General features: G+C 62.4%; 19 protein-coding genes. 7 read left to right on the plus strand and 12 right to left on the minus strand.

Annotation, left to right across the window (positions count from 1 at the left end):
* Positions 1 to 283: 283 nt before the first annotated feature.
* Complete coding sequence (locus tag NT26_RS13435) at positions 284 to 1027, minus strand: EAL domain-containing protein (RefSeq protein WP_052639456.1); 744 nt, start codon at positions 1025 to 1027, stop codon at positions 284 to 286.
* A gap of 46 nt (positions 1028 to 1073) precedes the next feature.
* Positions 1074 to 2453 carry a GH1 family beta-glucosidase gene (locus NT26_RS13440; RefSeq protein WP_052639458.1) on the minus strand — a complete coding sequence of 460 codons (1380 nt, stop codon included), beginning with the start codon at positions 2451 to 2453 and terminating at the stop codon, positions 1074 to 1076.
* A gap of 269 nt (positions 2454 to 2722) precedes the next feature.
* Between NT26_RS13440 and NT26_RS13445 the strand changes: the two genes are divergently transcribed.
* The gene (locus NT26_RS13445) at positions 2723 to 3715 is read left to right on the plus strand and encodes an HWE histidine kinase domain-containing protein (RefSeq protein WP_052639460.1); all 993 of its coding nucleotides are present in this window, start codon (positions 2723 to 2725) and stop codon (positions 3713 to 3715) included.
* Positions 3716 to 3767: 52 nt separating this feature from the next.
* Here NT26_RS13445 and NT26_RS13450 read toward each other — a convergent pair whose 3' ends face one another.
* The 5 genes from NT26_RS13450 to NT26_RS13470 all read right to left on the minus strand — a co-directional run bounded on the left by NT26_RS13450 (position 3768) and on the right by NT26_RS13470 (position 9646).
* Positions 3768 to 4940 (minus strand): Gfo/Idh/MocA family protein, encoded by a 1173-nt coding sequence (locus NT26_RS13450; RefSeq protein WP_052639462.1) that lies wholly within the window; start codon positions 4938 to 4940, stop codon positions 3768 to 3770.
* A 13-nt stretch (positions 4941 to 4953) separates the two neighbouring features.
* Complete coding sequence (locus NT26_RS13455; protein WP_052639463.1) at positions 4954 to 6006, minus strand: sugar phosphate isomerase/epimerase family protein; 1053 nt, start codon at positions 6004 to 6006, stop codon at positions 4954 to 4956.
* Positions 6007 to 6086: 80 nt separating this feature from the next.
* Positions 6087 to 7052 carry a substrate-binding domain-containing protein gene (locus NT26_RS13460; RefSeq protein WP_052639464.1) on the minus strand — a complete coding sequence of 322 codons (966 nt, stop codon included), beginning with the start codon at positions 7050 to 7052 and terminating at the stop codon, positions 6087 to 6089.
* A gap of 64 nt (positions 7053 to 7116) precedes the next feature.
* Positions 7117 to 8118 (minus strand): ABC transporter permease, encoded by a 1002-nt coding sequence (locus tag NT26_RS13465; RefSeq protein WP_052639465.1) that lies wholly within the window; start codon positions 8116 to 8118, stop codon positions 7117 to 7119.
* A 4-nt stretch (positions 8119 to 8122) separates the two neighbouring features.
* On the minus strand, positions 8123 to 9646 hold the full coding sequence (locus tag NT26_RS13470) for a sugar ABC transporter ATP-binding protein (protein WP_052639466.1): 1524 nt from the start codon (positions 9644 to 9646) through the stop codon (positions 8123 to 8125).
* 275 nt (positions 9647 to 9921) lie between these two features.
* Between NT26_RS13470 and NT26_RS13475 the strand changes: the two genes are divergently transcribed.
* A complete protein-coding gene (locus NT26_RS13475) occupies positions 9922 to 10272 on the plus strand; it encodes a DUF6968 family protein (protein ID WP_052639467.1) in 351 nt (116 codons plus the stop codon).
* A gap of 46 nt (positions 10273 to 10318) precedes the next feature.
* Here NT26_RS13475 and xylA read toward each other — a convergent pair whose 3' ends face one another.
* From xylA to NT26_RS13500, 5 genes are all read right to left on the minus strand, one after another.
* Complete coding sequence (gene xylA, locus NT26_RS13480; protein ID WP_052639468.1) at positions 10319 to 11629, minus strand: xylose isomerase; 1311 nt, start codon at positions 11627 to 11629, stop codon at positions 10319 to 10321.
* Between the two features lie 27 nt (positions 11630 to 11656).
* Entirely contained in the window at positions 11657 to 13111 is a 1455-nt protein-coding gene (gene xylB / locus NT26_RS13485; RefSeq protein WP_052639469.1) for a xylulokinase, read from the minus strand.
* Between the two features lie 20 nt (positions 13112 to 13131).
* Positions 13132 to 14157: a LacI family DNA-binding transcriptional regulator gene (locus tag NT26_RS13490; RefSeq protein ID WP_052639470.1), complete on the minus strand. Its 1026-nt coding sequence runs from the start codon at positions 14155 to 14157 to the stop codon at positions 13132 to 13134.
* A 109-nt stretch (positions 14158 to 14266) separates the two neighbouring features.
* Complete coding sequence (locus NT26_RS13495) at positions 14267 to 15844, minus strand: DHA2 family efflux MFS transporter permease subunit (protein ID WP_052639471.1); 1578 nt, start codon at positions 15842 to 15844, stop codon at positions 14267 to 14269.
* 36 nt (positions 15845 to 15880) lie between these two features.
* Complete coding sequence (locus NT26_RS13500; RefSeq protein ID WP_052639472.1) at positions 15881 to 17068, minus strand: HlyD family secretion protein; 1188 nt, start codon at positions 17066 to 17068, stop codon at positions 15881 to 15883.
* Positions 17069 to 17193: 125 nt separating this feature from the next.
* Between NT26_RS13500 and NT26_RS13505 the strand changes: the two genes are divergently transcribed.
* The 5 genes from NT26_RS13505 (at position 17194) to lysS (ending at position 23717) form a co-directional block, all read left to right on the plus strand.
* Complete coding sequence (locus NT26_RS13505; RefSeq protein WP_052639473.1) at positions 17194 to 17877, plus strand: TetR/AcrR family transcriptional regulator; 684 nt, start codon at positions 17194 to 17196, stop codon at positions 17875 to 17877.
* 95 nt (positions 17878 to 17972) lie between these two features.
* Positions 17973 to 18728, plus strand: a complete 756-nt coding sequence (locus NT26_RS13510; protein WP_052639474.1) for a TerC family protein — start codon at positions 17973 to 17975, stop codon at positions 18726 to 18728.
* Between the two features lie 141 nt (positions 18729 to 18869).
* Complete coding sequence (locus NT26_RS13515) at positions 18870 to 20642, plus strand: SLC13 family permease (RefSeq protein WP_052639475.1); 1773 nt, start codon at positions 18870 to 18872, stop codon at positions 20640 to 20642.
* Between the two features lie 104 nt (positions 20643 to 20746).
* Positions 20747 to 22201 (plus strand): glutamate--tRNA ligase, encoded by a 1455-nt coding sequence (gltX, locus tag NT26_RS13520; protein WP_052639476.1) that lies wholly within the window; start codon positions 20747 to 20749, stop codon positions 22199 to 22201.
* A 19-nt stretch (positions 22202 to 22220) separates the two neighbouring features.
* The gene (gene lysS / locus NT26_RS13525) at positions 22221 to 23717 is read left to right on the plus strand and encodes a lysine--tRNA ligase (protein ID WP_052639477.1); all 1497 of its coding nucleotides are present in this window, start codon (positions 22221 to 22223) and stop codon (positions 23715 to 23717) included.
* Positions 23718 to 23761: the final 44 nt, after the last annotated feature.

The raw sequence follows: 23761 nt of genomic DNA on the forward strand, positions 1-23761 counted from the left end.
GGAGGCCTCGCAGGGAGGCTTCACGGTATATGGGCAGGTAGGTCATGAACTTCTCTGTGGTGAATGCCGCACATGCGGAAAGACGAACGAGTGCCGGAACGTCAGCTCCGCATACACATTCGGACGGTTTGGCACCGCTCTAGCATCTTTGCATTCACCTGATCAAACCCTTGCCTGCTGCGGCTTGACTGCTCGCCTCATGCTTATCGCACTGCACCACCAGCCGGGCCGAGGCATGACTTTCTAGTCATAGCGTGAAAAGGGAAATAACCGTGCCACAGCCTCAGGCTGCGAGGTCGAACATCGGGGGCGAGAAAGCCTCGAAGGCGGGGCGACCGAAGAGATAGCCCTGCATCAGCGTCACGCCCAGGTCACGGAGCACCGCCATCTCCGCCGAGGTCTCGATTCCCTCGCACACTGCTGTGACGCCAAGGTCTGCAAGCATCGCCAATGTGTGCTGCACGACGACGCGCTTCGCGCGGTCGAGATCGATGCCGCGGATCAGGTCCATGTCGAGCTTGACGATATCGGGCTGGAACCTGGCCAGCAAATTGAGCCCAGAATGACCGGCCCCGAAATCGTCGATCGCGGTCCTGAAGCCCATGCCCTTGTAGGTCCGCAGGATGTTGAGAAGATGGTTGGTATCGACCTGCTCGGCTTCGGTGAACTCGAAGATGATGCGGTTCAGCGGGAAGGACACGCGCGACGCGGTGGCAAGCGTGACGCGTATGCAGGCGCGCGGCTCGTAGACGGCGTTGGGCATGAAGTTGATGGAGAGGCTGGCATCCCGGTCGCTCCTGAGACGGGAGGCAAGCTCGATAGCCTTCTGGCGGCAGCTCTGGTCGAAGGCGTAGCGATTGGCCTCGTTGACGGCAGAAAGAACGCTACCGGCACCTTCTCCATTGACCCCTCGGACGAGGGCTTCATAGGCGAAGACGTTGCCCCTAGATACATCTACGATCGGCTGGAACGCCATCGAGAAGGGAAGCTCGAAGCCTTCTCCGTCCCTGCAGCCCGCACAACTCATCACCAAAGCCTCCGTTCGAGAAGGCCGCCAGTAGAGATGAGAGAGGTTAAGATTTCATCCTGTGGTTGCCCTTGGAAAACTCGGATGCAAGCGCGCTATACCACTTGCCGCTCTTCTTGATGGTCCGGATCTGCGTATCGTAATCGACATGGACGAGGCCGAAGCGCATCTGATAGCCCTTTGCCCATTCGAAGTTGTCCATCAGGCTCCAGGCGAAGTAAGCGCGGAGGGGAAAGCCGTCAGCGATCAGATCCGCGCAGACCGAGAGGTGGTCGGCGTAGTAGTCGAGCCGTGGCTTGTCATCCACCTCTCCGTCTGCACCGACGCCCATATTGTAGGCCGCGCCGTTCTCGGTGATGTACATCTCAGGAAGGTCGTAGCGCCGGTAGAGGTCTTCGACGAGCAGCTTCAGGGCCGGCGCATAGATTTCCCAACCGATGTCGGTCTTCTGATCGCTCTTTGGCGGCGCGTCCTTCGTCCAGGGGAAGTCGCCGCTTTGTGCCGCATCATCAGCCACCCGCATCGGCGTATAATAGTTGAGCCCCCACCAATCGAGCTTGCCGCTGATCGTTGCGAGATCGCCTTCCTCTATCTTCGGCATGCGGTCCCCCAGCGCTTCGAGAAGCGCCGGCGGATACTCGCCCTTGAACACCGGTCCGAAGAAGGCGCCGTTGTGGAAATCGAAGGCGCGCTCGGAGGCGGCCTTGTCCTCGGTGCTTTCGGAACCGGCGATGACGGAATGCGCGTTGAGAACCAGCCCGACGGGCACGTTCGGGGTGACCTCGCGAATGGCTTCGACGCCAAGGCCGTGGGCGAGGTTGGTGTAGTGCATGGCGTAAAGGGCTGCTTCCATGTTGCGCTCGCCCGGCGCGTGTTCGCCGTACAGATGGCTGAGCCAGACGGAGCACCAGGGCTCATTGAACGTCGCGACGGCATCCAGCCGGTCGCCGAGCCTAGACATCACGACCTTGGCATAGCGCTGGAATGCATAGGCAGTGGAGCGGGCCGTCCAGCCTCCATCGCCCATCAAGGCAAGCGGCAGGTCCCAGTGGTAGAGCGTCGCGTAGGTCTTGATGCCGCGCGCCTTGCAGCCGTCGACCAGCCGGTCGTAGAAATCGAGCCCTTTCTCGTTCACCCGACCGACCCCTTCGGGAATGATCCGCGGCCAGGCGACAGAGAAACGGTATGCGGAGACGCCCATCTCCTTGATCAGGTCGAGATCCTCGTCCAGCTGATGATAATGGTCGCAGGCGACATCGCCGTTGTGACGGCCATAGACGCGACCAGGCATGTTCGAGAAGGCATCCCAGATCGAAGGCTTGCGGCCGTCCTCCTTCGTCGCTCCTTCGATCTGAAAGGAGGCGGTGGCAACGCCGAATGTGAAATCGCCGGGGAAACGGGCAGCAAGAATCTTGGGATCAGACATGTTACGGTCCTCTGGTCGCTAGGCCGAGTACTTGATGGATGCGCTTTGTTGCGGGGTGCGGTTTAGACGAAAGCTTGGAGGCAGGGAAGATTGCTGAGGAAAAAACTGCAACGTTGCAGAAGTTGGATATCAGTCCTCCGCGACAGCGCCAGTGATAGCAAACAGGGCAGATGCTTATGCCGCCACGCGGTCATCTCTTGCAGACATTGTGGCTATGATGAGGATATGCGATCTTCCCCCCGAAACGCGTAGTGGAAAGACGTACCGTAATGGCATCACCGGCCGCGTCCGATGATCGAGCAGAACCTGCCGGCAACGCCCGTTTAGAATTCGTCCGTGCCATGGCGGAGACTTCACCGGCCATGCTCTGGATGGGCGACGAAGTCGGCAAGTGCGTCTTCCTGAACCGCGCGCTGCGCTCGTTCTGGGGGGTGGATCCGGAGAACCTGGCGGAATTCGACTGGAGTTCGACGGTGCATCCGGACGATGTGGAGAAACTGTCCGGTCCCTTTGGCCAAGCGATGGCGGACCACACATCGTTCACCGTGGAAGCCCGCTACAAAAGGGCGGACGGCGCCTACCGGACGATGAGGACGCTCGCGAACCCGCGGTTTGACGAGAACGGCGCGTTCCTCGGCATGACCGGAGTGAATATCGACGTAACGGACGAACTTGCCGCGGAGGAGCATACACGCCTCCTCATGGCGGAACTGAACCACCGGACCAAGAACATCCTCGCGGTTGTCCAAGCGATCGCCCGCAGCACGATCTTTCGGGACCCCAGGGACTTCCTGCGGTCTTTCGGGGAGCGTTTGCAGTCTCTCTCTGCATGCAACGACCTGCTGCTGCGCACCGACTGGTCGGGCGTGCTACTGGACGAACTGGTCGCCGCGCAGATGTCTCATCTTTCCGGCATCGCCGAGGATCGTATCCTTGCCTCAGGTCCCACCATCCGCATCGGCTCCCGCGAGGCACAGACACTGAGCATGGCACTGCATGAGCTTTGCACGAACAGCCTGAAATACGGCGCGCTTTCCGACGACAGGGGCAAGGTGCGGTTGAGCTGGGAGCGGACCGGCGAGGGAGCCTGGCGAATGGAGTGGAGGGAAGAAGCCTCCACGCCACCTGCCCCACCGGAACGGAAGGGATTTGGTCAGACCGTCATCGTCGACATGGTCAGGAGCGGGCTGGAAGCAGAGGTGACGATCGACTTCCCGCCCGAAGGATTTGTCTGGCGGATGACGAGCCGGGTCGGAGCATGAGCCCGGCAGGGCCAGGCCCTCGCCACGAGGGAGAGGGCTCAACCTGCGGGCCTCAGACTTTAACCCAAGCGCCGTTCTTCTTCGACGAAGCGACGCAGGCCTCGACGAAAGCGACGCCCTTCACGCCGTCGTCGACCGTCGGAAAGACGACGTCCTTGTCGAGCTTTGAGCCCTTCTTGGCTGCATTGATGGCCCGGGCTGCTTCCGTGTAAATTGTTGCAAAGGCTTCCAGATAGCCCTCCGGATGCCCGGATGGAATTCGGGACACGCGACCGGCCGCACTCCCTGCCCCGGCGCCGTTGCGGGTGATCAGCCGCTTCTGTTCGCCGAACGGGGTGAACCAGAGGTAGTTCGGGTTCTCCTGGCTCCATTCGAGCCCGCCGTTTTCACCGTAGACACGCAGCCTAAGCCCGTTCTCGTTGCCCGGCGCGACCTGACTGCACCAGAGCATGCCCTTGGCGCCGCCCTGAAAACGCAGCATGACATGGGCATTGTCATCCAGCCGCCGGCCCTCGACGAAGCTGTCGAGATCGGCCGCAAGGCTTTCCAGCGTGAGACCGGTGACGAAGCAGGCAAGGTTATAGGCATGCGTGCCGATGTCGCCGGTGGAACCGCCCGCCCCCGACTGTGCCGGGTCGGTGCGCCAGACCGCCTGCTTGGCGCCGGTCTGCTCGACCGCTTCCGTCAGCCAGTCCTGGGGATATTCCACCTGCACGACTCGGAGCGCGCCGAGGTCGCCGTTCTGCACCATCTCGCGCGCCTGCCGCACCATCGGATAGCCGGTGTAGTTATGGGTCAGGATGAACAGCGCGTCACTCTCGTCCGCCACCTTCTTCAGTTTCGTTGCGTCTGCCAGGTTCGAGGTCAGCGGCTTGTCGCAGATGACATGGATGCCGCGGCGCAGGAATTCCTTGGCGGCTTCATAGTGCACATGGTTCGGGGTCACGATGGACACGGCCTCGATGCCGTTCTTCAGCCGCGCCTCGCGGATCGCCATTTCCTTGTATGAGCCGTAGGTGCGGGCCGGATCGAGCCCGAGGTCGCGCCCGGACTGCATCGCCTTTTCCGGCGTCGAGGAGAGAGCACCGGCAACCAGATCGAACTGGTCGTCCAGCCTTGCCGCCATGCGATGGACGGCGCCGATGAAGGCACCTGTCCCCCCGCCCACCATGCCGAGCCGGATGCGCGGCTCACGTGCCTGTTCGTCCTTGCCTTCGATAGCCATCGTCTTCTCTCCCTTACAGGCCCAGCATCCGGCGGTTTGCGGCTTCGTCCGTGCCGCCGGCGGCAAAGTCGTCGAACGCCTTCTCCGTGACCCGGATGATGTGCGCCTTGACGAACTCCGCACCCTCGCGCGCGCCGTCTTCGGAATTCTTCAGCGCGCATTCCCACTCGACCACAGCCCAGCCGTCGAAGTCGTTGGCGGTGAGCTTGGAGAAGACAGCGCCGAAATCGACCTGCCCGTCACCCAGCGACCGGAAGCGGCCGGCACGCTGCACCCAGCCCTGGTAGCCGCCATAAACACCCTGCCGCCCCGTTGGATTGAACTCCGCGTCCTTGACGTGGAACATCTTGATCCGGTCCTTGTAGATGTCGATGTTGTCCAGATAGTCCAGGCACTGCAGCACGTAGTGCGACGGGTCATAGAGCATGTTGGCGCGTGGGTGGTTCTTCACCCGCTCGAGGAACATCTCGAAGGTGACGCCGTCATGCAGGTCCTCGCCCGGATGGATCTCGTAGCAGACATCGACGCCGCAGGAGTCGGCATGGTCGAGGATCGGCGTCCAGCGGCGGGCAAGCTCCTCGAAGGCGGTTTCGATGAGGCCGGCGGGGCGCTGCGGCCAAGGGTAGATGAAGGGCCAGGCGAGCGCGCCGGAGAAGGTTGCATGCGCCTTGATGCCGAGGTGCTTGGACGCCGAAAGAGCCATCTTGACCTGGTTGACCGCCCATTCCTGCCGCGCCTTCGGATTGCCCCGGACTTCCGGAGCTGCGAAGCCGTCAAAGGCTTCGTCATAGGCCGGGTGTACGGCAACCAGTTGGCCCTGAAGGTGGGTGGAAAGTTCCGTCACCTCGATCCCGTTCTGGCGGGCGACGCCGGCGAATTCGTCGCAGTAATCCTTGGATTCAGCCGCCTTCTTCAGATCGATGAGCTGGGCGGCCCAGGTCGGCACCTGCACGCCGACATAACCCTTTTCGGCCGCCCACTTGGTGATCGCGTCCCAGGAGTTGAACGGCGCCTCGTCGCCAGCGAACTGGCCGAGGAAAATGGCCGGTCCCTTGATGGTCTTCATGAGCTTGCTCCTTCGATGATCTCTCGGTGTGGCGGACATGAAAAAGGCGCGCGCCATGGAAAGCGCGCGCCGCTGGTTGATCAGAACGGCGAATCCGGGAAGTAGAACTGCTCCGCGTTGTCCTTGGTGACGAGCGTCGCATCGAGGATGTACTCGCCGTTCACCGGAACCTGGTCGAGCAAGCCGTCGGCGGTAAGCTGCATCGCGGTTGCGATCATCGCCGGCGGATAGAGCACGTCGACCGGCACCATCTTGTCGCCATCCATGACTCGCTTGACCATGTCCTTGGAGCCGGCACCACCGACCACATACTGGATATCCGTGCGGCCGGACTGCTCGATCGCTTCAAGGATACCGACGACCATGTCGTCGTCCTGCGCCCAGACCACGTCGATCTTCGGATACTTGGTCAGGTAGTCCTGCATCACGCGGAAGGCGTCGTCGCGGTTCCAGTTGCCGTACTGGCGCTCCAGCACCTTCACGTTGGACCCTTCGATGCCCTTGTCGAAGCCGTCCTGGCGCTGCTGGTCGATCGGGATCGGCAGGCCGCGGATGACGACGACTTCCGCATCCGGCGTGGTCTCGGCAATGTACTTCCCGGCCACTTCGCCGAGCGCCGGGTTGTTGCCCGCGACATAGAGGTCGCGCACCGAGTTGTCGTTATTCGAAGGCGCGCGGTCTACGAGCGCGACGAAGGTGCCGGAATCCTTGACCTGCTGGATGGCGTTGACGAGCGGATCCGGATCCGTCGGCAGGATGACCAGCGCGTCGATGCCCTGCACCGCGAGGTCCTGCACGGCATTTGCCTGACTTGCCGGATCAGGCGACGTCTTGACGATGACGTTGAGGCCCGGATGCTCTTCCATCAAGAGCTTTGCCACGCGCTCGGCATGGTATACGACGCCCGCGGTCCAGCCGTGATCGGCTGCCGGAATAGACACGCCGATGGTTGCCTTCTTCTCTTCCTGCGCCCAGCCAAGGCTGGGACCCATGGCTACCGAAGCCGCAAGTGCCGCAACCGCGATCCCGAAAGTTCTTCTACGCATGTTCTCTCTCCCAAGTTTGGGTCTTTGATTTCGGCTGGGCGCGACCCGTGAGCCCGGCCGGTTCTCACGACCGCCGTGACAGCGAGCGCTGCACGAGCATGGCGATGATGATGATCGCGCCCTGAATGGCGCCAATGAGGTATTCGCTGACGAAGTTCGACAACAGCATGATGTTGCCGACGATCTCCAGGATGAAGGCGCCACAGAGCGTGCCCCAGATACGCCCGACACCGCCTCGCAAAGCGGTGCCGCCGACCACGACGGCCGTGATCGCCTGCAACTCCCAGAGGATACCGGTGGTGGCAGAGGTCGATCCGAGGCGCGGCACGTAGAGCAGCACCGCGATGGCGACGCAAAGCCCCTGCACGACATAGGCAACGGTGCGCACGCGCTTGACCGAGATGCCGGAATACCGAGCGACGTCCTCGTTCGAACCGACCGCGATCAGGTGGCGACCGTAGCGCGTGCGGTAGAGCACGAACGCGGCAATTGCTGCGGTCACGAAGATGACGATGATCGGCACCGGGACGCCCAGCACCTCGCCGAAATAGACCGGCCGGTAGAGCGACTGAAGCTCGCGGTCACGCAGCGTGATCGCCCCGCCCTGGCTGAGCCAGGTGGTCAGGCCGCGATAAATGCCCATCGTGCCGAGCGTCGCGATGAAGGGCTCGATCTGGCCGACCGTGGTAATGAGGCCGTTGAATAGCCCGCAGGCGGCACCGATCGCCACGGCGAGCGCCATTCCCGCGATGAGCAGCAGCAAGGGATCGGCGATTGCGCCAGAATTCAGGAACATGATCATCAGGCTGGCGACGAAAGCCACCATGGCGCCGACGGAAAGATCGAGACCGCCGGACGAGATCACATAGGTGGCCCCAAGGGCGATGATCGCGATGAAGGCGCTGCGGGTGATGACGTTCGACAGGTTGGCAACAGAGATGAAGTTCTCGTTGGCCAGCGCCCCGAGCACGAGCAGCAGCGCGAGCGCGACGAAGGGTGCCACCGCGCGCAGATCCCAGTCGCGCGAGGTCTTCGGCTTGGCCGTTTCAGTTGCGGCAGTCGTCATGGCTTCAGGCAGCCTCCCCGGTCTTCACGCCCGTGGCGAGCACCACGATCTCATTCTCGGTCATGTGTTCTCCCGTCACTTCGCCGACGATCTGCCCTGACCGCATGACGAGGATGCGGTCGCAGATGCCGATCAGCTCCGGCATTTCGGAGGAGACGACGATGATCGACCTTCCCTCTTCCGCCAACCGGGCGATGAACTTGTAGATTTGCTGTTTCGTGCCGATGTCGATACCGCGCGTCGGCTCGTCGATGATGACGATCGACGGATCGAGCATCATCATCTTGGCGATCAGCAGCTTCTGCTGGTTGCCCCCTGAGAGTTGGCCTGCAAGCAGGTCCTTCCGGCCGGTGCGGATGTCGAATTCGCGGATTGCCCCATCAAGCGCCTCGGCCTCTCTGTTCCTGTCGATCTGGAGACCGCGCACGAAGCGACGGATGGAGGCAAGCGTCAGGTTCGTAGCGAGGTCCTTCAGCAGCAAGAGGCCCTTGCCCTTGCGGTCTTCGGACAGGTAGACGATGCCTGCCTTCATGCTCTGGCTGGCATCCCGGAAATGAACTGCCTGGCCGTTGTGGCGAACGGTTCCGCTCGCGCGCCTGACGCCGACGAGGCCTTCCATCAGTTCCGTGCGCCCGGCGCCGACGAGACCTGCGAAGCCCAGGATCTCTCCCTTGCGCAGCTGGAAGCTGGCGTTCTTCGCATAGCCCGGCACGTCGAAGTTCTCGACCTCGAGCACCGTTTCACGCGCTGCCGCCGATTGTCGCTCGGGATAGAGCTTGGCGACGTCGCGCCCCACCATCAGCCGCGCCATGTCGGCAGGCTCGAGCTCGGATGCCAGGTGGGTGCCAACGAGCCCACCATCCCGGAGCACTGTCACGCGATCCGCGATTTCCTTCACCTCCGGCAGGCGGTGCGAGATGTAGAGTACGCCAACCCCCTGGGCGCGAATGTCCTTGATGACCTTCAGCAGCGCTTCCGTCTCGAACGGCGTCAGCGACGCCGTCGGCTCATCGAAGATGACGATCCGGTGCGGGACGAGCAGCACACGGGCGATCTGGACCAGCTGGCGCTGGGCGATCGACAGGGTGCCGACGATGGCCTGCGGGTAGATGTCGGCGCCAAGCTCCCGAAGGCCTTTGGCAGCACCCTCGTTCATTGCGCGGTCATCGAGTGTCAGGCCCTTCGGCAGTTCACGGCCGAGGTAGATGTTCTGGGCAACGGTGAGATCCGGCGCCAGCAGGATTTCCTGGTGCACCAGCACGATGCCGCGGTTTTCCGCATCCACAGGACCGGCCAGATGTACCGGCTGACCATCGATGAGGATCTCGCCTCGCGTCGGCTGATGGTTGCCGGCGAGGATCTTCATCAAGGTCGACTTGCCGGCGCCATTCTCTCCGATGATGGCATGTACCTCACCCGGCAGTACCGTGAGGCTGACGTCGCGCAACACCTCGACAGGCCCGAATGCCTTGGAAAGGCTTCGCGCTTCCAGGATCGGCAGGCGGTCGGAAGAGGGTTGAGGTGTCATGGGCCATCACCTGCAGCCCGACGCCCGGAAGTCATCACGAGCGCGCCCGCGCGACCAGCGCCAGCAGATCCTGATAGGACTAGATGCACCTGAACTTCCTCCCGATTTCAGGCTAGCCAAGATTTTGAGGTACGTAAAGCAGCTTTGCGTGCAGAATTCACATTGGTGACGCGATCCCATTGCTGCTGCGAAAAGACACGCCTATCATCTGCTTGCGAACGAGTGGAGCATCAGGCTCCAACCGCTGAGAAGGCAGGCTGACCGCGAGAATCCAGATGGACAACACGCCCTTCGTGGAACGCCGGTTCGAACTCGATGGCGCGCCGCTCGTGGTGAGGTTTCAGGTCCCTGCCATGGCTCCGACCGGCGAATTCCAGTGCCGGTGGTCGATCGGGTGGCCCGAGGGTGAAATGGCCCATCGCACCTGCGGCGAGGATGGCGTGCAGGCGCTGACGCTCGCCATGCAGGCGGTTCATGATCGGTTGCGCGACAGCGCGGCCTACAAGACAGGGCGGCTGACCCTCTGGGGCCAGAGCGATCTCGACCTTCCGCCGAGCTGGACGAGGGGGCAGCTCTACACGGCTCCTTCACCGCCTGGCGCCAAGGAGCCCAGGCAGGATGATTGAGAAAAGAGCGGGGCCGGCACGTGATGCCCGCCCCGCCATGATCTGATCAGACGTAGCGGTTGACGACGTTTTCCAGGTATTCCTGACGGCCGGAGCGCGGCTCCGGATTGATGTTCTCCCGCTCCACCATGGCCGCGATGTCGTCGAGCTTGTATTCGCCGCGCAGCATCTTCTGCGCCTCGGGGCTTTCCCAGCCGGAATAACGCTCCTCGAGCGGCTTCGACAGCGCGCCGTCTTCGATCATTCTGGCTGCCGCCTTCAGGCCACGAGCGCAGCAATCCATGCCGCCGATATGGCCGATCAGCAGGTCCTGCGGATCGAGCGACTGGCGGCGCAGCTTGGCATCGAAGTTAGTGCCGCCGTTGCGGAAGCCACCCCCCTGCAGGATGTGATAATAGGCGAGCGCCATTTCCGGCACGTTGTTGGGGAACTGGTCGGTGTCCCAGCCCGACTGGTAGTCGTTGCGGTTCATGTCGATCGAGCCGAAGATGCCGAAGGCGTTCGCCATGGCAATCTCGTGCTCGAAGGAATGGCCGGCGAGGATGGCGTGGCCCTGCTCGATGTTGACCTTCACTTCCTTCTCCAGCCCATGCTTCTGCAGGAAGGCGTAAACGGTCGCGACGTCGTAGTCGTACTGGTGCTTGGTCGGCTCCTGCGGCTTTGGCTCGATCAGGATCGTGCCCCCGAAGCCGATCTTGTATTTGTATTCGACCACGAGGTTGAGGAAGCGGCCCATCTGGTCGAGCTCGCGCGAAAGGTCGGTGTTGAGCAGGGTTTCGTAGCCTTCGCGGCCACCCCAAAGGACATAGTTCACGCCGCCGAGGCGCTTGGTCGCGTCCAGGCAGGTCTTTACTGTCGCCGCAGAGAAGGCGAAGACGTCCGGATCCGGATTGGTCGAGGCGCCTGCCATGAAACGGCGGTGCGAGAAGAGGTTCGCCGTCCCCCAGAGAAGCTTCACTCCCGTCTCGGCCTGCTTCTTCTCGAAATAGTCGACGATCTCGTTGAGGTTCTTGGTGTTCTCCGCAAAGGAATTGCCTTCCGGCCGTACGTCCGCATCGTGGAAGCAGTAGAAGGGCGCACCGAGCAGCTGGTAGAATTCGAAAGCGACATCCGCCTTCATCTTCGCCGCCTGCATGGTATCCTCGAACCAGGGGCGCTGGAAGGTCTGGCCGCCGAAGGGATCGCCGCCCGGCCAGGTGAAGGTGTGCCAGTAGGCGACGGCGAACCGCAGATGGTCCTCCATCCTCTTGCCGGCAACGAGCTCGTCCGGGTTGTAGTGGCGGAAGGCCAGCGGGTTGGTGCTGTCGGGGCCTTCGTACTTGATCTTCTGGATGTCTCCGAAAAAGCCTGTGCTCATGTGTTCCTCCTGGGAGCCCGATCTGTCTTAGTGCGTGAGGGAGCGGATCGCCGGATAGGCGGCGCGGTAACGTGCGTAGGCGGCCTCGTAGGCCTGCGTGAACGACGAGACGGGATCGACCGTCTCTGCCGTCTTCGGCGGCTGGCAGACCGCGATGGGGTCGGCGCCCGTTGCAGCGATGAGGCCAAGCCGGGCCGCGCCGAAGGCAGCACCGAAGTCGCCATCTGCGGGGATGTCGACGGGGACGCCGAGGGAGGTGGCGATGGAGGCGAGCCAGTAGCGCGAGCGCGAGCCGCCGCCGATCGCGGTGACGCGGGAGATCGACGTACCGGCGGACTTCAGCGCCTCAAGGTTGTCACGAATTGCGAAGGTCACGCCTTCGATCACCGCCTGCGTCAGCACGGCACGCTCCGATTCGTGACCGAGGCCGACGAAGGCGCCGCGGATCTGCGCGTCATTGTGCGGTGTGCGTTCGCCGGAGAGGTAGGGCAGGAAGGTGACGCCCGTTGGCGCCTTCAGCGTCTCGCCAAGCTCCGAAGTAAGTTCGGCAGCACTCTTGCCCGTGACACGCGAATGCCAGTTCAGTGCATCGGTGGCAGAAAGGATGACACCCATCTGGTGCCAGGTATCCGGCAGCGCGTGGCAGAAGGCATGCACCGCACTTTCCGGCTTCGGCAGGTAAGAGCCGTTGGCGGCGAAGAGCACGCCGGAGGTGCCGAGCGAGACGAAGGCTTGACCTTCCGCGACGGTGCCCATGCCGCAGGCGGATGCTGCATTGTCCCCTGCCCCGCCGGCTACGACGACGCCATCCCTCATGCCCCACTGCGAGGCGAGTTCGCCGCGCAGGGTCCCCCCCTGCTCCGTTCCCTCGACCAGCGAAGGCATGTGATCTTCGGACAGATCCGTCGCAGCCAGCAGCTCAGCGGACCATTTGCGCGCACCCGTATCGAGCCAGGAAGTGCCGGCAGAATCCGACATCTCAGAGATATGCTCGCCCGTCAGCCACAGGCGGAGATAGTCCTTCGGCAGCAACACTTTCGCAACCTTGGCGAATATCTCGGGCTCGTTGTTCTTTACCCAGACTAGCTTGGGCGCCGTGAAGCCCGGGAACACAATATTACCCGTAACGCTGCGGAAGCGCGGATCGGCATCCAGTTTCGCGGCCTCCTCGTAGGAGCGCGTATCGTTCCAGAGGATGCAGGGCCGCAGAACCTTGTTGTCTGCGTCGAGCAGGGTTGCCCCATGCATCTGGCCGGAAAGCCCGATGCCCTTCACCGCCGCAAGCTCCTTCGGGAACTTCGCCTTCAAGCCGGCAACCGCCTCTTCCGTCGCGCGTATCCAGTGTGCCGGATCCTGCTCCGACCAGCCCGTGTGCGGACGCGAAACGTCGAGCGCTCCGCTGGCGGAGCCGATGATGCGCTGCTCGCCGTCGATCAGCATCGCCTTGACGCCTGACGTTCCGAGATCGAGACCGAGATACATGCCGTTTCCTTCCTTCCGCCTCAGGGCAGGTTGTCCTTGAGGAAAATGTCTATGCGGATCCGCTCCTGGGCGGCGAGCACCGGCAAGCCGTCGGCCTTCGCCTTCAGCACGCGGATGGCGCTGCGCACCTCGTGGCCGGCATCCTGGTTGAGGACGGCATCGATCGTGCCATCGAGGAGCGCCTCCCGCGTCGAGGCGGTGAGTTCATGGGCGATCACCACCGGCCGCTTCTCCGGCGCCACCGCGCGAAGCGCGCGGATGAGGCCACGATTGCCGGCACCCAGGTTGTATATGCCGTTCAGCCCCACGTGACGGCGAAGCGCCTCCCACACCAGCGCCTCTGCAGCAGTTGCATCGTCGCGCGCCTCCATGACGGGGAGGATCGCCACCTGCGGGAAATCTTCCGACAGGACAGAAAGGAAGCCTTCGAGCCGCTCGCGGTGGTCGCGGACCATCATCGAACCGGCGAGCACGCCGACCCGGCCATCCACCTTGCTGAGGAAGCGCCCCATGAGATTGGCCGCGGTGCGTCCTGCCGCGATGTTGTCGATGCCCGCATAGTGATGGCGGGCGGAGCCGCTGAGGTCGGAAACCAGCGTTACGACTGCGATACCGGCCTCCGCAAGCTTCTCCACCGCCGCCCGCACGCCCGGCTCGTCGATGGCGACCAGAGCCACGCCGTCAGGCGGTACGGAACGGACCGCCTCGAGCGCCGCAACAAGCGCCGGGGTATCGAACGCGGGAACCCGAACGATGTCGATGCGCGTGCGCTCCACCGACGAGCGCTGCATGGCCGCCTCGACCTCCCGCCCGAGGCCGATCATGAAGGAATTGTCGTTCGACGGCAGGATGAAGGTGAAGCGATATGTCCTGCCCTTGGCGAGGTTGGCCGCGGCGAGATCACGAACATAGCCGAGCGATGCGATCGCCTTCTCCACCTTCTCGCGCGTGACGCCTCTGACACCTGGCCGGCCATTCAGGACACGATCGACCGTGGCAAGGCTGACGCCCGCGATGCGCGCAATGTCATGGACCGTCGGCTTCATACGTCCTCCCGCTTTCGTGGTAGCGGAATTTTTGAGGTACGTAAATCAGAAATGTTCGAAACCGGCAGCCTGCGGCAATTTGGGAGGTTCGCCGACCTGCAGGACGCCGCTAGTGGCCGGCACCGCCACCCGCCTGGCCGGACGGCTTGGCGATCAGCATGACCAGCAGGATCAGGCTTGCGAACAGCGCTGTCAACGCGGTGAACACGTCGATGAACGACAACAGCCAGGATTGCTGTGTCACCATGCCGGACAGCTTCTGCAGCGCGACGGCAGCACCATCGAGTCCGAAGCTGTCATAGTTCGCCCCGACACTGCCGAGCCAGTCGAGCGCTGCAGGATTGGTGTAGCTCAGATGTTCCGAAAGCCGCGCGTAATGCTCGTCTGAGCGTTGGGTGAGCATCGTATTGATGATGGCGAGGCCGACTGCGCCGCCGAGATTGCGGGTGAGGTTGAACAGGCCGGAGGCGTTGCCGATACGTGCGGGCGGAAGCGTGCCAAGGGCAATGTTGTTGATCGGCACCATGCACAGCATCATTGAGCAGCCACGCAGGATCTGCGGGATGAGGAGTTCGTAGAAGTCCCAGTCGCCGGTCAGCCCGGTCATCATGTAGGTGCCGAGCGCAAAGCCGAAGAAGCCGATTGCCATCATCACCCGCGGATCGAGCCGGTTGGAGAGCATGCCGGCAACCGGCGCGGTGAAGAACATGGCCAGGCCGGAAACGAACATCGTCTCGCCGATCATCAGCGAGTCATAGCCCCGGATGCGGCCGAGATAGAGAGGATAAAGATAGGTCAGTCCGTAGAGCCCGATGCCCATGACGAAGGAAAACAGCGAGCCGAAGGCGAAGTTGCGATTAGCGAAGGCCTTCAGATCGACGACGGGGAAATCGACCCTGAAGGCGCGCCAGAAGAAGACGACCGCCCCGGCAACCATCACCAGTGAACCGACGAGGATATGCTCGTCGTTGAACCAGTCCTTGTTGTTGCCCTCTTCCAGTACGTATTCGAGCGAACCCAGAAACAAGGCCATCGAAAGCAGGCCCCACCAGTCGAACTTCTTCCACAGGCTTTTCTGCGGCTCGTCGAAATCGATCATGCTCCAGGCAACGGCCGTCACCAGAATGCCCGGGATGATGTTGACGAGGAAGAGCCAGTGCCAGGAGAAGGCATGGCTGAGATAGCCGCCGACCGTTGGACCGATGGTCGGCGCCAGCGTCGCGACCAGACCGATGATAGGCGAGACGATCGCCCGCTTGGAGGGCGGGAAGATAGTAAACGCCGCCGCGAAGACCGACGGGATCATACCGCCGCCGATGAACCCCTGGATCGCACGGTAGACGATCATCTGGTCGATGCTGGTTGCCGTCGCACACAGGCCGCTGGCGATCGTGAAGCCGGCTGCGCAGATGCTGAACAGGACGCGCGTCGAGAGGATCCGCGCCAGCGTGCCGGACAGCGGTATCATGATCACTTCCGCGATCAGGTAGGAGGTCTGCACCCAAGCGACCTCGTCGGAGCCCGCCCCGAGGCCGGCCTGAATCTCGGCGAGCGACGCGGAGACGATCTGAATGTCGAGGATCGACATGAACATGCCGAAGACCATCGCGAAGAAGGCGATGAGCTTGCGCTTGTCCATGGGCTGATCGGCAGGAATGGCACCCGCCGTTGCGGCCGCTGTTGCCATGGCCGTTCTCCTTGAAGAGGCTCGAGTGGTCTGCCGTTAGTCGGCAGCAGCCAAGGCATCGCCCGAAGGGGCGGTGCGGGTGTCGACATCGACCACGACGCTCAGGCCCGCCCGCAGACGCCCTTGCGCCAGCGCCTCCTCCGGAAGGGCGATGCGAACCGGCACCCGCTGCACCACCTTCGTGAAGTTGCCCGTGGCGTTTTCCGCCGGCAGCATGGAGAAGACCGAGCCGGATGCCGGAGCAAGCGAGGTGACCGTCCCGACCAGATCGTGCTCCTCGAAGGCATCGACATGGACGCGCACCTTGGAGCCGGGTTCGAGATTGCCGATCTGCGTTTCCTTGAAATTCGCCTCGACATAGAGTTCGGTGAGCGGGACAAGGGCCGCCAGCCGCTTGCCGGCCGATACGAGATCGCCGGTCTGGACCGCAAGATTGCCGATCACGCCGTCATAGGGCGCCTTCAGAACCGTAAAGTCGAGATCGCGTTGGGCCTGGTCACGCGCCAGTTCCTGCGCGCGGATGCTGTTCAGGGCTTCGTCGCGTTGCGCCCGCAGGAGCCCGATATTGGCCTCTGCAGAGGCGACGCTGGCTTCACCGGCGACAAGATTGGCGCGTGCCTGGTCGAGGGCCACCCGCGCATTGTCGAGGTCAGCTGCCGTACCGATCGACTTCGACGCCAGTTCGCCCGCGCGTCGCTCGGTGATCTCAGCGCCGCGCAATGCTGCTTCAAGAGCGCCGCGCTGCGCCTCCGCCTGCTTCAACGCCGCCTCGGCACCGACGATCTGTGCGTCGATCCGCTTGACGGCGAGCCTGGCGCTCTCGATCGCGTTGGTCGCCCGCTCCAGTGCGATCTGGTAATCCCGCCCATCGAGCGTCACGAGCGGATCGCCTGCCCTCACCTGCTGGTTCTCGACCACATTCACCTTTTCGACGTAGCCGGCGACCTTGGGCGAGACGATTGCGATGTCCGCTTTGATATAGGCGTCGTCCGTCGAGATCAGGAAGCGACCGTCCGTCCACCAGCCATAACCATACCAGCCAGCCCCGGACAGCAATGCCGCAAGGATCAGGGGAAGGACCGGGCTACGCCGCTTCTTCTTTTCCGGAGCGCGTACCTGCTCGGCTGCCGGCGGCGCCGGTTGCGCGTCGCCCGCCTTGCCTTGTTCGGCTTCGCCGTCTGTCGCTACGGCACGAAGTGCACTTGCAGAGGAGGATGCGGTCATGAGAGTTACCACTGTTGCGCTGGTTAATCGAACCGATCGGTTCAGTGTGCTTGACATAGATCGTGTCGCTGCGCATATCAAGGTCAAATCGAACCAATTGGTTCGGAAAGTTAAGAAGAACTGAGATGACCGAGGAAAAAACGGAAGAACGTTGTTCGATCCCCCACCAGCAGGGCCGCTTCGCTGCGGGCGCGGACCCAGCCAAGCGTGGGCAGATTATCGAAGGCGCAAAACGTGTGTTCATGACGCTGGGCTTTGACGCCGCGAGCATGAACGATATCACCCGCGAAGCAGGCGTCTCTAAGGGCACGATCTATGTCTATTTCGAGAACAAGGAAGATCTCTTCGGCGCCATAATCGAGCAGGAACGCCAGCGTATCACGCTCATGCTGAAGGATATCCTGGCCGGCAGCGAGGAAGTGGAGGACGGCCTCTACCGCTTCGGCATGGGATTCGCGACCCACATCACCGCTCCGCAGACCATCAACGCGATGCGGACCCTGATCGGTGTAACGACGCGGATGCCGAAGCTGTGCAGCCGCTTCTTCCACTCGCCGGCGAATGTCCGAACCGTCCTGGAGGACTTTATCAACCGCCACGTCGCGCTCGGCAATCTGGAGGTGGAGGATACCGATCTTGCGGCTCGCCAGTTCATCGAGCTTGCCAGCGGCACCTTCTTCAAGTTGCGCCTCTTCGGCGATCTGGACGATGTTCCGCCGGAGGCTGATCTCGACCGAACGGTCAGGAGCGCGATCCGCATGTTCATGGCGGCCTATGGCCGCTCGGGCTCCACTGCCAGCAAGGTTTGAGAGGACAGCGGCATCACCTGCCGCTGCTCCTCTTGCCTTTGCGCACCGACAGCTTAAATCGCAGATGAAATTCACGCCGATTTGAGGGGCATAACGTGCAGGATATATTGGGGCTTATTCAGGACCCGACAGCTTGGGTCGCGCTAGTGACGCTCGTCGTCATGGAAGTCGTGCTCGGCATCGACAACCTCATCTTCATTTCGATTCTGACCAACAAGTTGCCCCAGGAGAACCGCGAAAGGGCGCGCAAGATTGGTATCGGTCTTGCGCTGGTGATGCGGCTTGCGCTTTTGGGCACTGTCGCCTGGATCGTCCAGCTGACCAACCCTCTTTTCGAAGCTTTTGGCCACCCCTTCTCGTGGAAGGACCTGATCCTCATCGCGGGCGGCCTCTTCCTCGTCTGGAAGGCGACACGGGAAATCCACCATTCGGTGGACCCGGTGGATCACAAGGAGGACATGGTGGGCGGCGCAGCGGCAATCACCTTCGGCTCCGCGATCACCCAGATCCTTCTCCTCGACCTGGTCTTCTCGATCGACAGCATCATCACGGCGGTCGGCATGACTGAGCATCTCATTATCATGATTATTGCGGTTATTGCCGCCGTAACCGTCATGCTAATGGCCGCCACGCCCCTAGCAAACTTCATCGAAAAGAACCCCACGATCGTCATGCTTGCACTGGGCTTCCTGCTGATGATCGGCACCACGCTGATCGCCGAGGGCATGGGCTTCCATGTGCCGAAGGGATATATCTACGCGGCGATGGCATTTTCGGCCCTCGTGGAGGTTCTCAACATGTTTGCTCGCAACGCGCGTCGGCGGAAAAAGGCGGAAACGACGCTCCACTGACTGTCATCTCTCGGCCCGGCTTAGTCCGGGCCGTTTTTATTTTCATACCCAGGGATACCTTCTCGCGCTCCGGGTGTTATGGATACCTTGCGGTGCGGCGTCTCTTCCAGACGACGCACTTCACCTTATTTCCGGGGCCATATGTCGACTGATCAGATCCTCGCCTTTACCGTCATCGGCGTGATGATGGCCGTCTTCATCTGGGACAGATTTCGTTATGACATCGTCGCCTGCTGCGCTCTGGTTGCCGGAGTGGCGGTGGGAATCGTCCCCATAGAGGAGGCCTTCTCCGGATTTTCCGACGATATCGTCATCATCGTCGGCAGCGCGCTGGTGGTGAGTGCGGCGGTCGCTCGCTCCGGCATAGTCGATATCGCCATCAAGAAGTTCTTCCCGAACCTCAACTCGGTACGGGCTCAGCTGGCGCTGCTGATGATCGTCGTCGCCGTCATGTCCGCCTTCATCAAAAATATCGGTGCGCTGGCCATCATGATGCCGGTCGCATTCCAGTTTTCCCGTCGGTCGGGTGTTTCTCCCTCCAAGTACCTGATGCCGATGGCCTTCTCCGCGCTGCTCGGCGGCCTGATGACGCAGATCGGCACCTCGCCCAACATTGTCGTCTCGCAACTCCGCGCAGACCTCACCGGCACCCCGTTCACCATGTTCGACTTCACCCCGGTCGGGGTGATCCTGACGCTGGTGGGCATAACCTTCCTCATGTTCTTCCACTGGCTGGTACCGTCCCGCACCAAGCAGAACAGCTCCATCGAGGATGCGGTGGAGATTGCCAATTATACGTCCGAGGCAACGGTCCCGGCCCAGTCCCCGATTGCGGGCAGGCCGTTGAGCGAACTGCTGAAGCTGGGCGATGGCGAGGTACTGGCGACCGCAGTTCTCCGCGGAACGACGCGCATGTCCCCTTTTCCTGATCTTGCCCTGCGCGAGTTCGACACGCTGATCCTGGAAGGTCGCTCCGCGGCGATCGACCGCGTCGTATCCAGCGCCAAGCTCCAACTGTCCGGCAAGCCGCTCAAGGGCAAGGGACAACAGGGCGACGATCTGGTCTCCATAGAGGCGATCATCTCGAGGGAATCGCCATTGTCGGGACTTTCGGCGCGGGAACTGGCGCTTTCCTATACCCGCGGAGTCAACCTTCTGGCGGTCAGCCGGCGCGGGCAGCGATTGAGCGAACGCCTGAGAGATCTGACGCTGATGGCAGGCGACGTGATCGTGCTGCAGGGAAATCGCAACGCACTGCCCGGCGTGATGCAGGACTTCGCCCTTTTGCCGCTGGCCCAGCGGGAAGTGATGCTGGGCACGCAGCGGCGAGCCTTCATCCCGCTCGCCATTCTCGCTGCCGCAATGATTGCCACGGCAGTGGGCTGGGCGCCCGTCGCGGTCGCCTTCTTCGCAGCCGCCCTCGGCATGGCTGTGTTCCGCGCCATCCCCTTGACCGATGTCTACAAGGCTGTCGACGGCCCGATCCTCGTCATGCTGGCGGCGCTGATCCCGGTTTCGGACACCTTGCGGACATCCGGCGCGAGTGAACTGATCGCGGCCTGGCTGGGGCAGATCGCTGGCGGCATGCCCGCCTATGCGGCATTGATGATGATCCTGCTGACGGCAATGGGCGTGACGCCCTTCCTGAACAATGCCGCCACGGTGCTGGTCATGGGGCCGATCGCGGCCAGTTTCGCGACCGCCCTGCAATACAAGCCCGAAGCCTTCCTGATGGCGGTCGCCATTGGGGCCGGCTGTGACTTCCTGACTCCGGTCGGACACCAGTGCAATACGCTGGTCATGGGTCCGGGGGGGTACAAGTTCAGCGACTATCCGCGGCTTGGCTTTCCGCTATCCATCATCATCGTGCTGGTCAGTGTCCCTGTGCTGCTCTGGATCTGGCCGGTGGCCTAGCTTGGGTCCCACGTCTTGACGCTCGCGCCTGAATATGCGCTAAGGCCAGCAATCCCGAGACACGCAGGTCCGCGCCGCATCCGGCGCCAAATCGAGCATTATCCATGAGCACTTCCGGTCCCCGCGTCCGCATCGCCCCCTCGCCGACCGGCGAGCCCCATGTCGGCACCGCCTACATCGCCCTCTTCAATTATCTCTTTGCAAAGAAGCACGGCGGCGAGTTCATCCTGCGCATAGAGGACACCGATGCGACGCGCTCGACGCTGGAATTCGAGCAGAAGGTCCTGGACGCGTTGAAGTGGACAGGCCTCACCTGGTCGGAAGGTCCGGATGTAGGGGGCCCCTACGGCCCATACCGCCAGTCCGAACGTAAGGCGATGTACCAGCCTTACGGCCAGGAACTGCTCGACAAGGGCCACGCCTTCCGCTGCTTCTGCACGCCCGAACGGCTTGAGCAGATGCGCGAGGCGCAGCGTGCTGCCGGCAAGCCGCCGAAGTATGACGGGCTCTGCCTCAACCTGAAGGCCGAGGAAGTCACCGCCCGCATGGAAGCCGGCGAAGCCTCCGTCATCCGCATGAAGATCCCGACTGAGGGTTCCTGCGACTTCACCGACGGCGTCTACGGCGATGTTTCGATCCCGTGGGACTCGGTGGACATGCAGGTGCTGATCAAGGCCGACGGGATGCCGACCTACCATATGGCGAACGTCATCGACGACCATCTGATGAAGATCACCCATGTGGCGCGCGGCGAGGAATGGCTGGCTTCGGTTCCGAAGCACATCCTGCTCTACCGCTATTTCGGTTGGCAGGAGCCCGTATGGATGCACCTGTCGCTGATGCGCAACGCCGACAAGTCGAAGCTGTCGAAGCGCAAGAACCCGACCTCGATCTCCTACTATTCGGCGCTCGGCTACCTTCCTGAAGCGTTGATGAACTTCCTCGGCCTGTTCTTCATCCAGATTGCCGAGGGCGAGGAACTGCTGTCCATGGAGGAGCTGATCGAGAAGTTCGATCCGGACAACCTCTCCAAGGCTGGCGCCATCTTCGACATCCAGAAGCTCGATTGGCTGAACGGCCGATGGATCCGCGAGAAGCTGACGCCGGAGGAGTTCATCTCCCGCACCCTTGACTGGGCATCGGAGAACGAGCGGCTGACCGAAGGTCTGAAGCTGTCGCAGAGCCGCATCTCCAAGCTTGGCGAACTGCCGAACCTGGCTGGCTTCCTGCTCGCCAACGACGTCGGCCTGACGCCCGCATCCTTCTCGGGGCTGAAGACGACCCCGGCGGAGACGCTGGAGATCATCAATACGGTCCAGGCGGATCTCGAGAAGATCCTCGAATGGAATGTCGAGACGATCGATCAGGAACTGCGCAATGCTGCCGACAAGCTGGGCAAGAAGCTGCGCGTCGTCACCCCGCCGCTCTTCGTTGCCATGTCGGGCTCGTCGCGCTCTCTGCCGCTCTTCGATTCCATGGCGCTCCTTGGCCGTTCGGTCGTGCGCCAGCGCCTGAAGATCGCGGCCACCGTGGTGGCTTCCATGGTCGGCGCACAATAAAGAAGGAAGGTCCCGCAGAATGGCCGATACCAAGAACGAAACCACCCTCTCCTCCGACGCCACGGAAGTCCGTGCCCAGAAGCTGAAGCTCCTGCGCGAGAAGATCGGCGACGTCTACCCGGCGCATTTTCACCGGACTATGACCAATGCGGATCTGGCGGAGAAATACGAGAACCTCGAGGCGGACGTCGAGACGCAGGACGTCGTGACTGTGGCGGGCCGCGTCTACTCCATGCGCAACTCCGGCATGTTCATCGACCTGCGCGACGCTTCCGGCAAGATCCAGATCTTCAGCCACAAGGATACGACGCCCGAGGAGGCGCGCGACATGCTGCCGATGATCGACCTCGGCGACATCATCGGCGTCACCGGCGTCGTCCGCCGTACCAAGCGCGGTGAACTGACGATCAACGCGCAAGAGATCACCATGCTGACCAAGTCTCTCCTGCCCATGCCGGAGAAGTATCATGGTCTCGCGGACATCGAGATGCGCTACCGCAAGCGCCACCTCGACATACTGTCGAACGAGGAGTCCAAGCTTCGCTTCCAGCAGCGCAGCCGGATCCTTTCCGGCATTCGTCGCTTCATGGAAGACGACGGCTTCATGGAAGTCGAGACGCCGATGCTTCAGTCGATCTACGGCGGCGCAACGGCCGAACCCTTCAAGACGCACCACAACACGCTGAAGCTCGACATGTACCTGCGCATCGCGCCGGAACTGTTCCTCAAGCGCACGCTGGTCTCCGGCCTTTCCGACAAGGTCTTCGAGGTAAACCGGAACTTCCGCAATGAAGGCGTGTCCACCCGGCACAATCCCGAATTCACCATGATGGAGTGCTACTGGGCCTATGCCGATTACGAGGACATGATGGACCTCGTCGAGCGCCTCTTCGCGCGGCTTGCGATGGCCGTCCATGGCTCCACGGAATTCAAGTACGGAGACAAGGAGCTTTCCTTCAAGGGACCGTTCCGCCGCGTGCCCATGCCGGACGCCGTCAAGGAGGCCACCGGCATCGACTTCCTGGCGATCAAGACGGACGAGGAGGCACGCGCTGCGGCCAAGGCCGCCGGCTTCGAGGTCGAGAAGGACTGGACCTGGGGCGAATGCCTTGCCTTCATCTTCGAGGAGAAGGTGGAAGCAACGCTGATCCAGCCGGCCCACGTGACCCACTTCCCGAAGGACATCTCGCCCTTCGCCAAGGAAGTGCCGGGTGAGCCGCGCCTTGTCGAGCGCTTCGAGACCTACTGCAACACCTGGGAGATCGGCAACGCCTTCTCGGAACTGAACGATCCCGAGGAACAGCGTGCCCGCATGATCGAGCAGCTCGAGCAGGCGCATGCGCGCGGCGAGAAGGACAAGCAGCTGGACGACGAATTCCTCGACGCCATCGACCAGGGCATGCCTCCGGCAGGCGGCCTCGGTATCGGCGTCGACCGTCTCATTATGCTGCTGACGGATGCTCCATCCATCCGAGACGTGATCCTCTTCCCCGCTCAACGGAGCCGGACGAACTGATTTCCCACAAGAAAAGGCGGCCCTGGCCGCCTTTTTTGTATCCG

Origin of the sequence: Pseudorhizobium banfieldiae (assembly GCF_000967425.1) — a bacterium.
Lineage (GTDB): Bacteria > Pseudomonadota > Alphaproteobacteria > Rhizobiales > Rhizobiaceae > Neorhizobium > Neorhizobium banfieldiae.

Coding starts and splice junctions, on each gene's coding strand:
- NT26_RS13460 (WP_052639464.1), bottom strand. CDS start 7,052: ATGCGTAGAAGAACTTTCGGGATCGCGGTTGCGGCACTTGCGGCTTCG.
- xylA (WP_052639468.1), bottom strand. CDS start 11,629: ATGAGCACAGGCTTTTTCGGAGACATCCAGAAGATCAAGTACGAAGGC.
- NT26_RS13505 (WP_052639473.1), top strand. CDS start 17,194: ATGACCGAGGAAAAAACGGAAGAACGTTGTTCGATCCCCCACCAGCAG.
- lysS (WP_052639477.1), top strand. CDS start 22,221: ATGGCCGATACCAAGAACGAAACCACCCTCTCCTCCGACGCCACGGAA.
- NT26_RS13515 (WP_052639475.1), top strand. CDS start 18,870: ATGTCGACTGATCAGATCCTCGCCTTTACCGTCATCGGCGTGATGATG.
- NT26_RS13475 (WP_052639467.1), top strand. CDS start 9,922: ATGGACAACACGCCCTTCGTGGAACGCCGGTTCGAACTCGATGGCGCG.
- NT26_RS13490 (WP_052639470.1), bottom strand. CDS start 14,157: ATGAAGCCGACGGTCCATGACATTGCGCGCATCGCGGGCGTCAGCCTT.
- NT26_RS13450 (WP_052639462.1), bottom strand. CDS start 4,940: ATGGCTATCGAAGGCAAGGACGAACAGGCACGTGAGCCGCGCATCCGG.
- NT26_RS13500 (WP_052639472.1), bottom strand. CDS start 17,068: ATGACCGCATCCTCCTCTGCAAGTGCACTTCGTGCCGTAGCGACAGAC.
- NT26_RS13470 (WP_052639466.1), bottom strand. CDS start 9,646: ATGACACCTCAACCCTCTTCCGACCGCCTGCCGATCCTGGAAGCGCGA.
- xylB (WP_052639469.1), bottom strand. CDS start 13,111: ATGTATCTCGGTCTCGATCTCGGAACGTCAGGCGTCAAGGCGATGCTG.
- NT26_RS13435 (WP_052639456.1), bottom strand. CDS start 1,027: ATGAGTTGTGCGGGCTGCAGGGACGGAGAAGGCTTCGAGCTTCCCTTC.
- NT26_RS13445 (WP_052639460.1), top strand. CDS start 2,723: ATGGCATCACCGGCCGCGTCCGATGATCGAGCAGAACCTGCCGGCAAC.
- NT26_RS13440 (WP_052639458.1), bottom strand. CDS start 2,453: ATGTCTGATCCCAAGATTCTTGCTGCCCGTTTCCCCGGCGATTTCACA.
- NT26_RS13465 (WP_052639465.1), bottom strand. CDS start 8,118: ATGACGACTGCCGCAACTGAAACGGCCAAGCCGAAGACCTCGCGCGAC.
- gltX (WP_052639476.1), top strand. CDS start 20,747: ATGAGCACTTCCGGTCCCCGCGTCCGCATCGCCCCCTCGCCGACCGGC.
- NT26_RS13495 (WP_052639471.1), bottom strand. CDS start 15,844: ATGGCAACAGCGGCCGCAACGGCGGGTGCCATTCCTGCCGATCAGCCC.
- NT26_RS13455 (WP_052639463.1), bottom strand. CDS start 6,006: ATGAAGACCATCAAGGGACCGGCCATTTTCCTCGGCCAGTTCGCTGGC.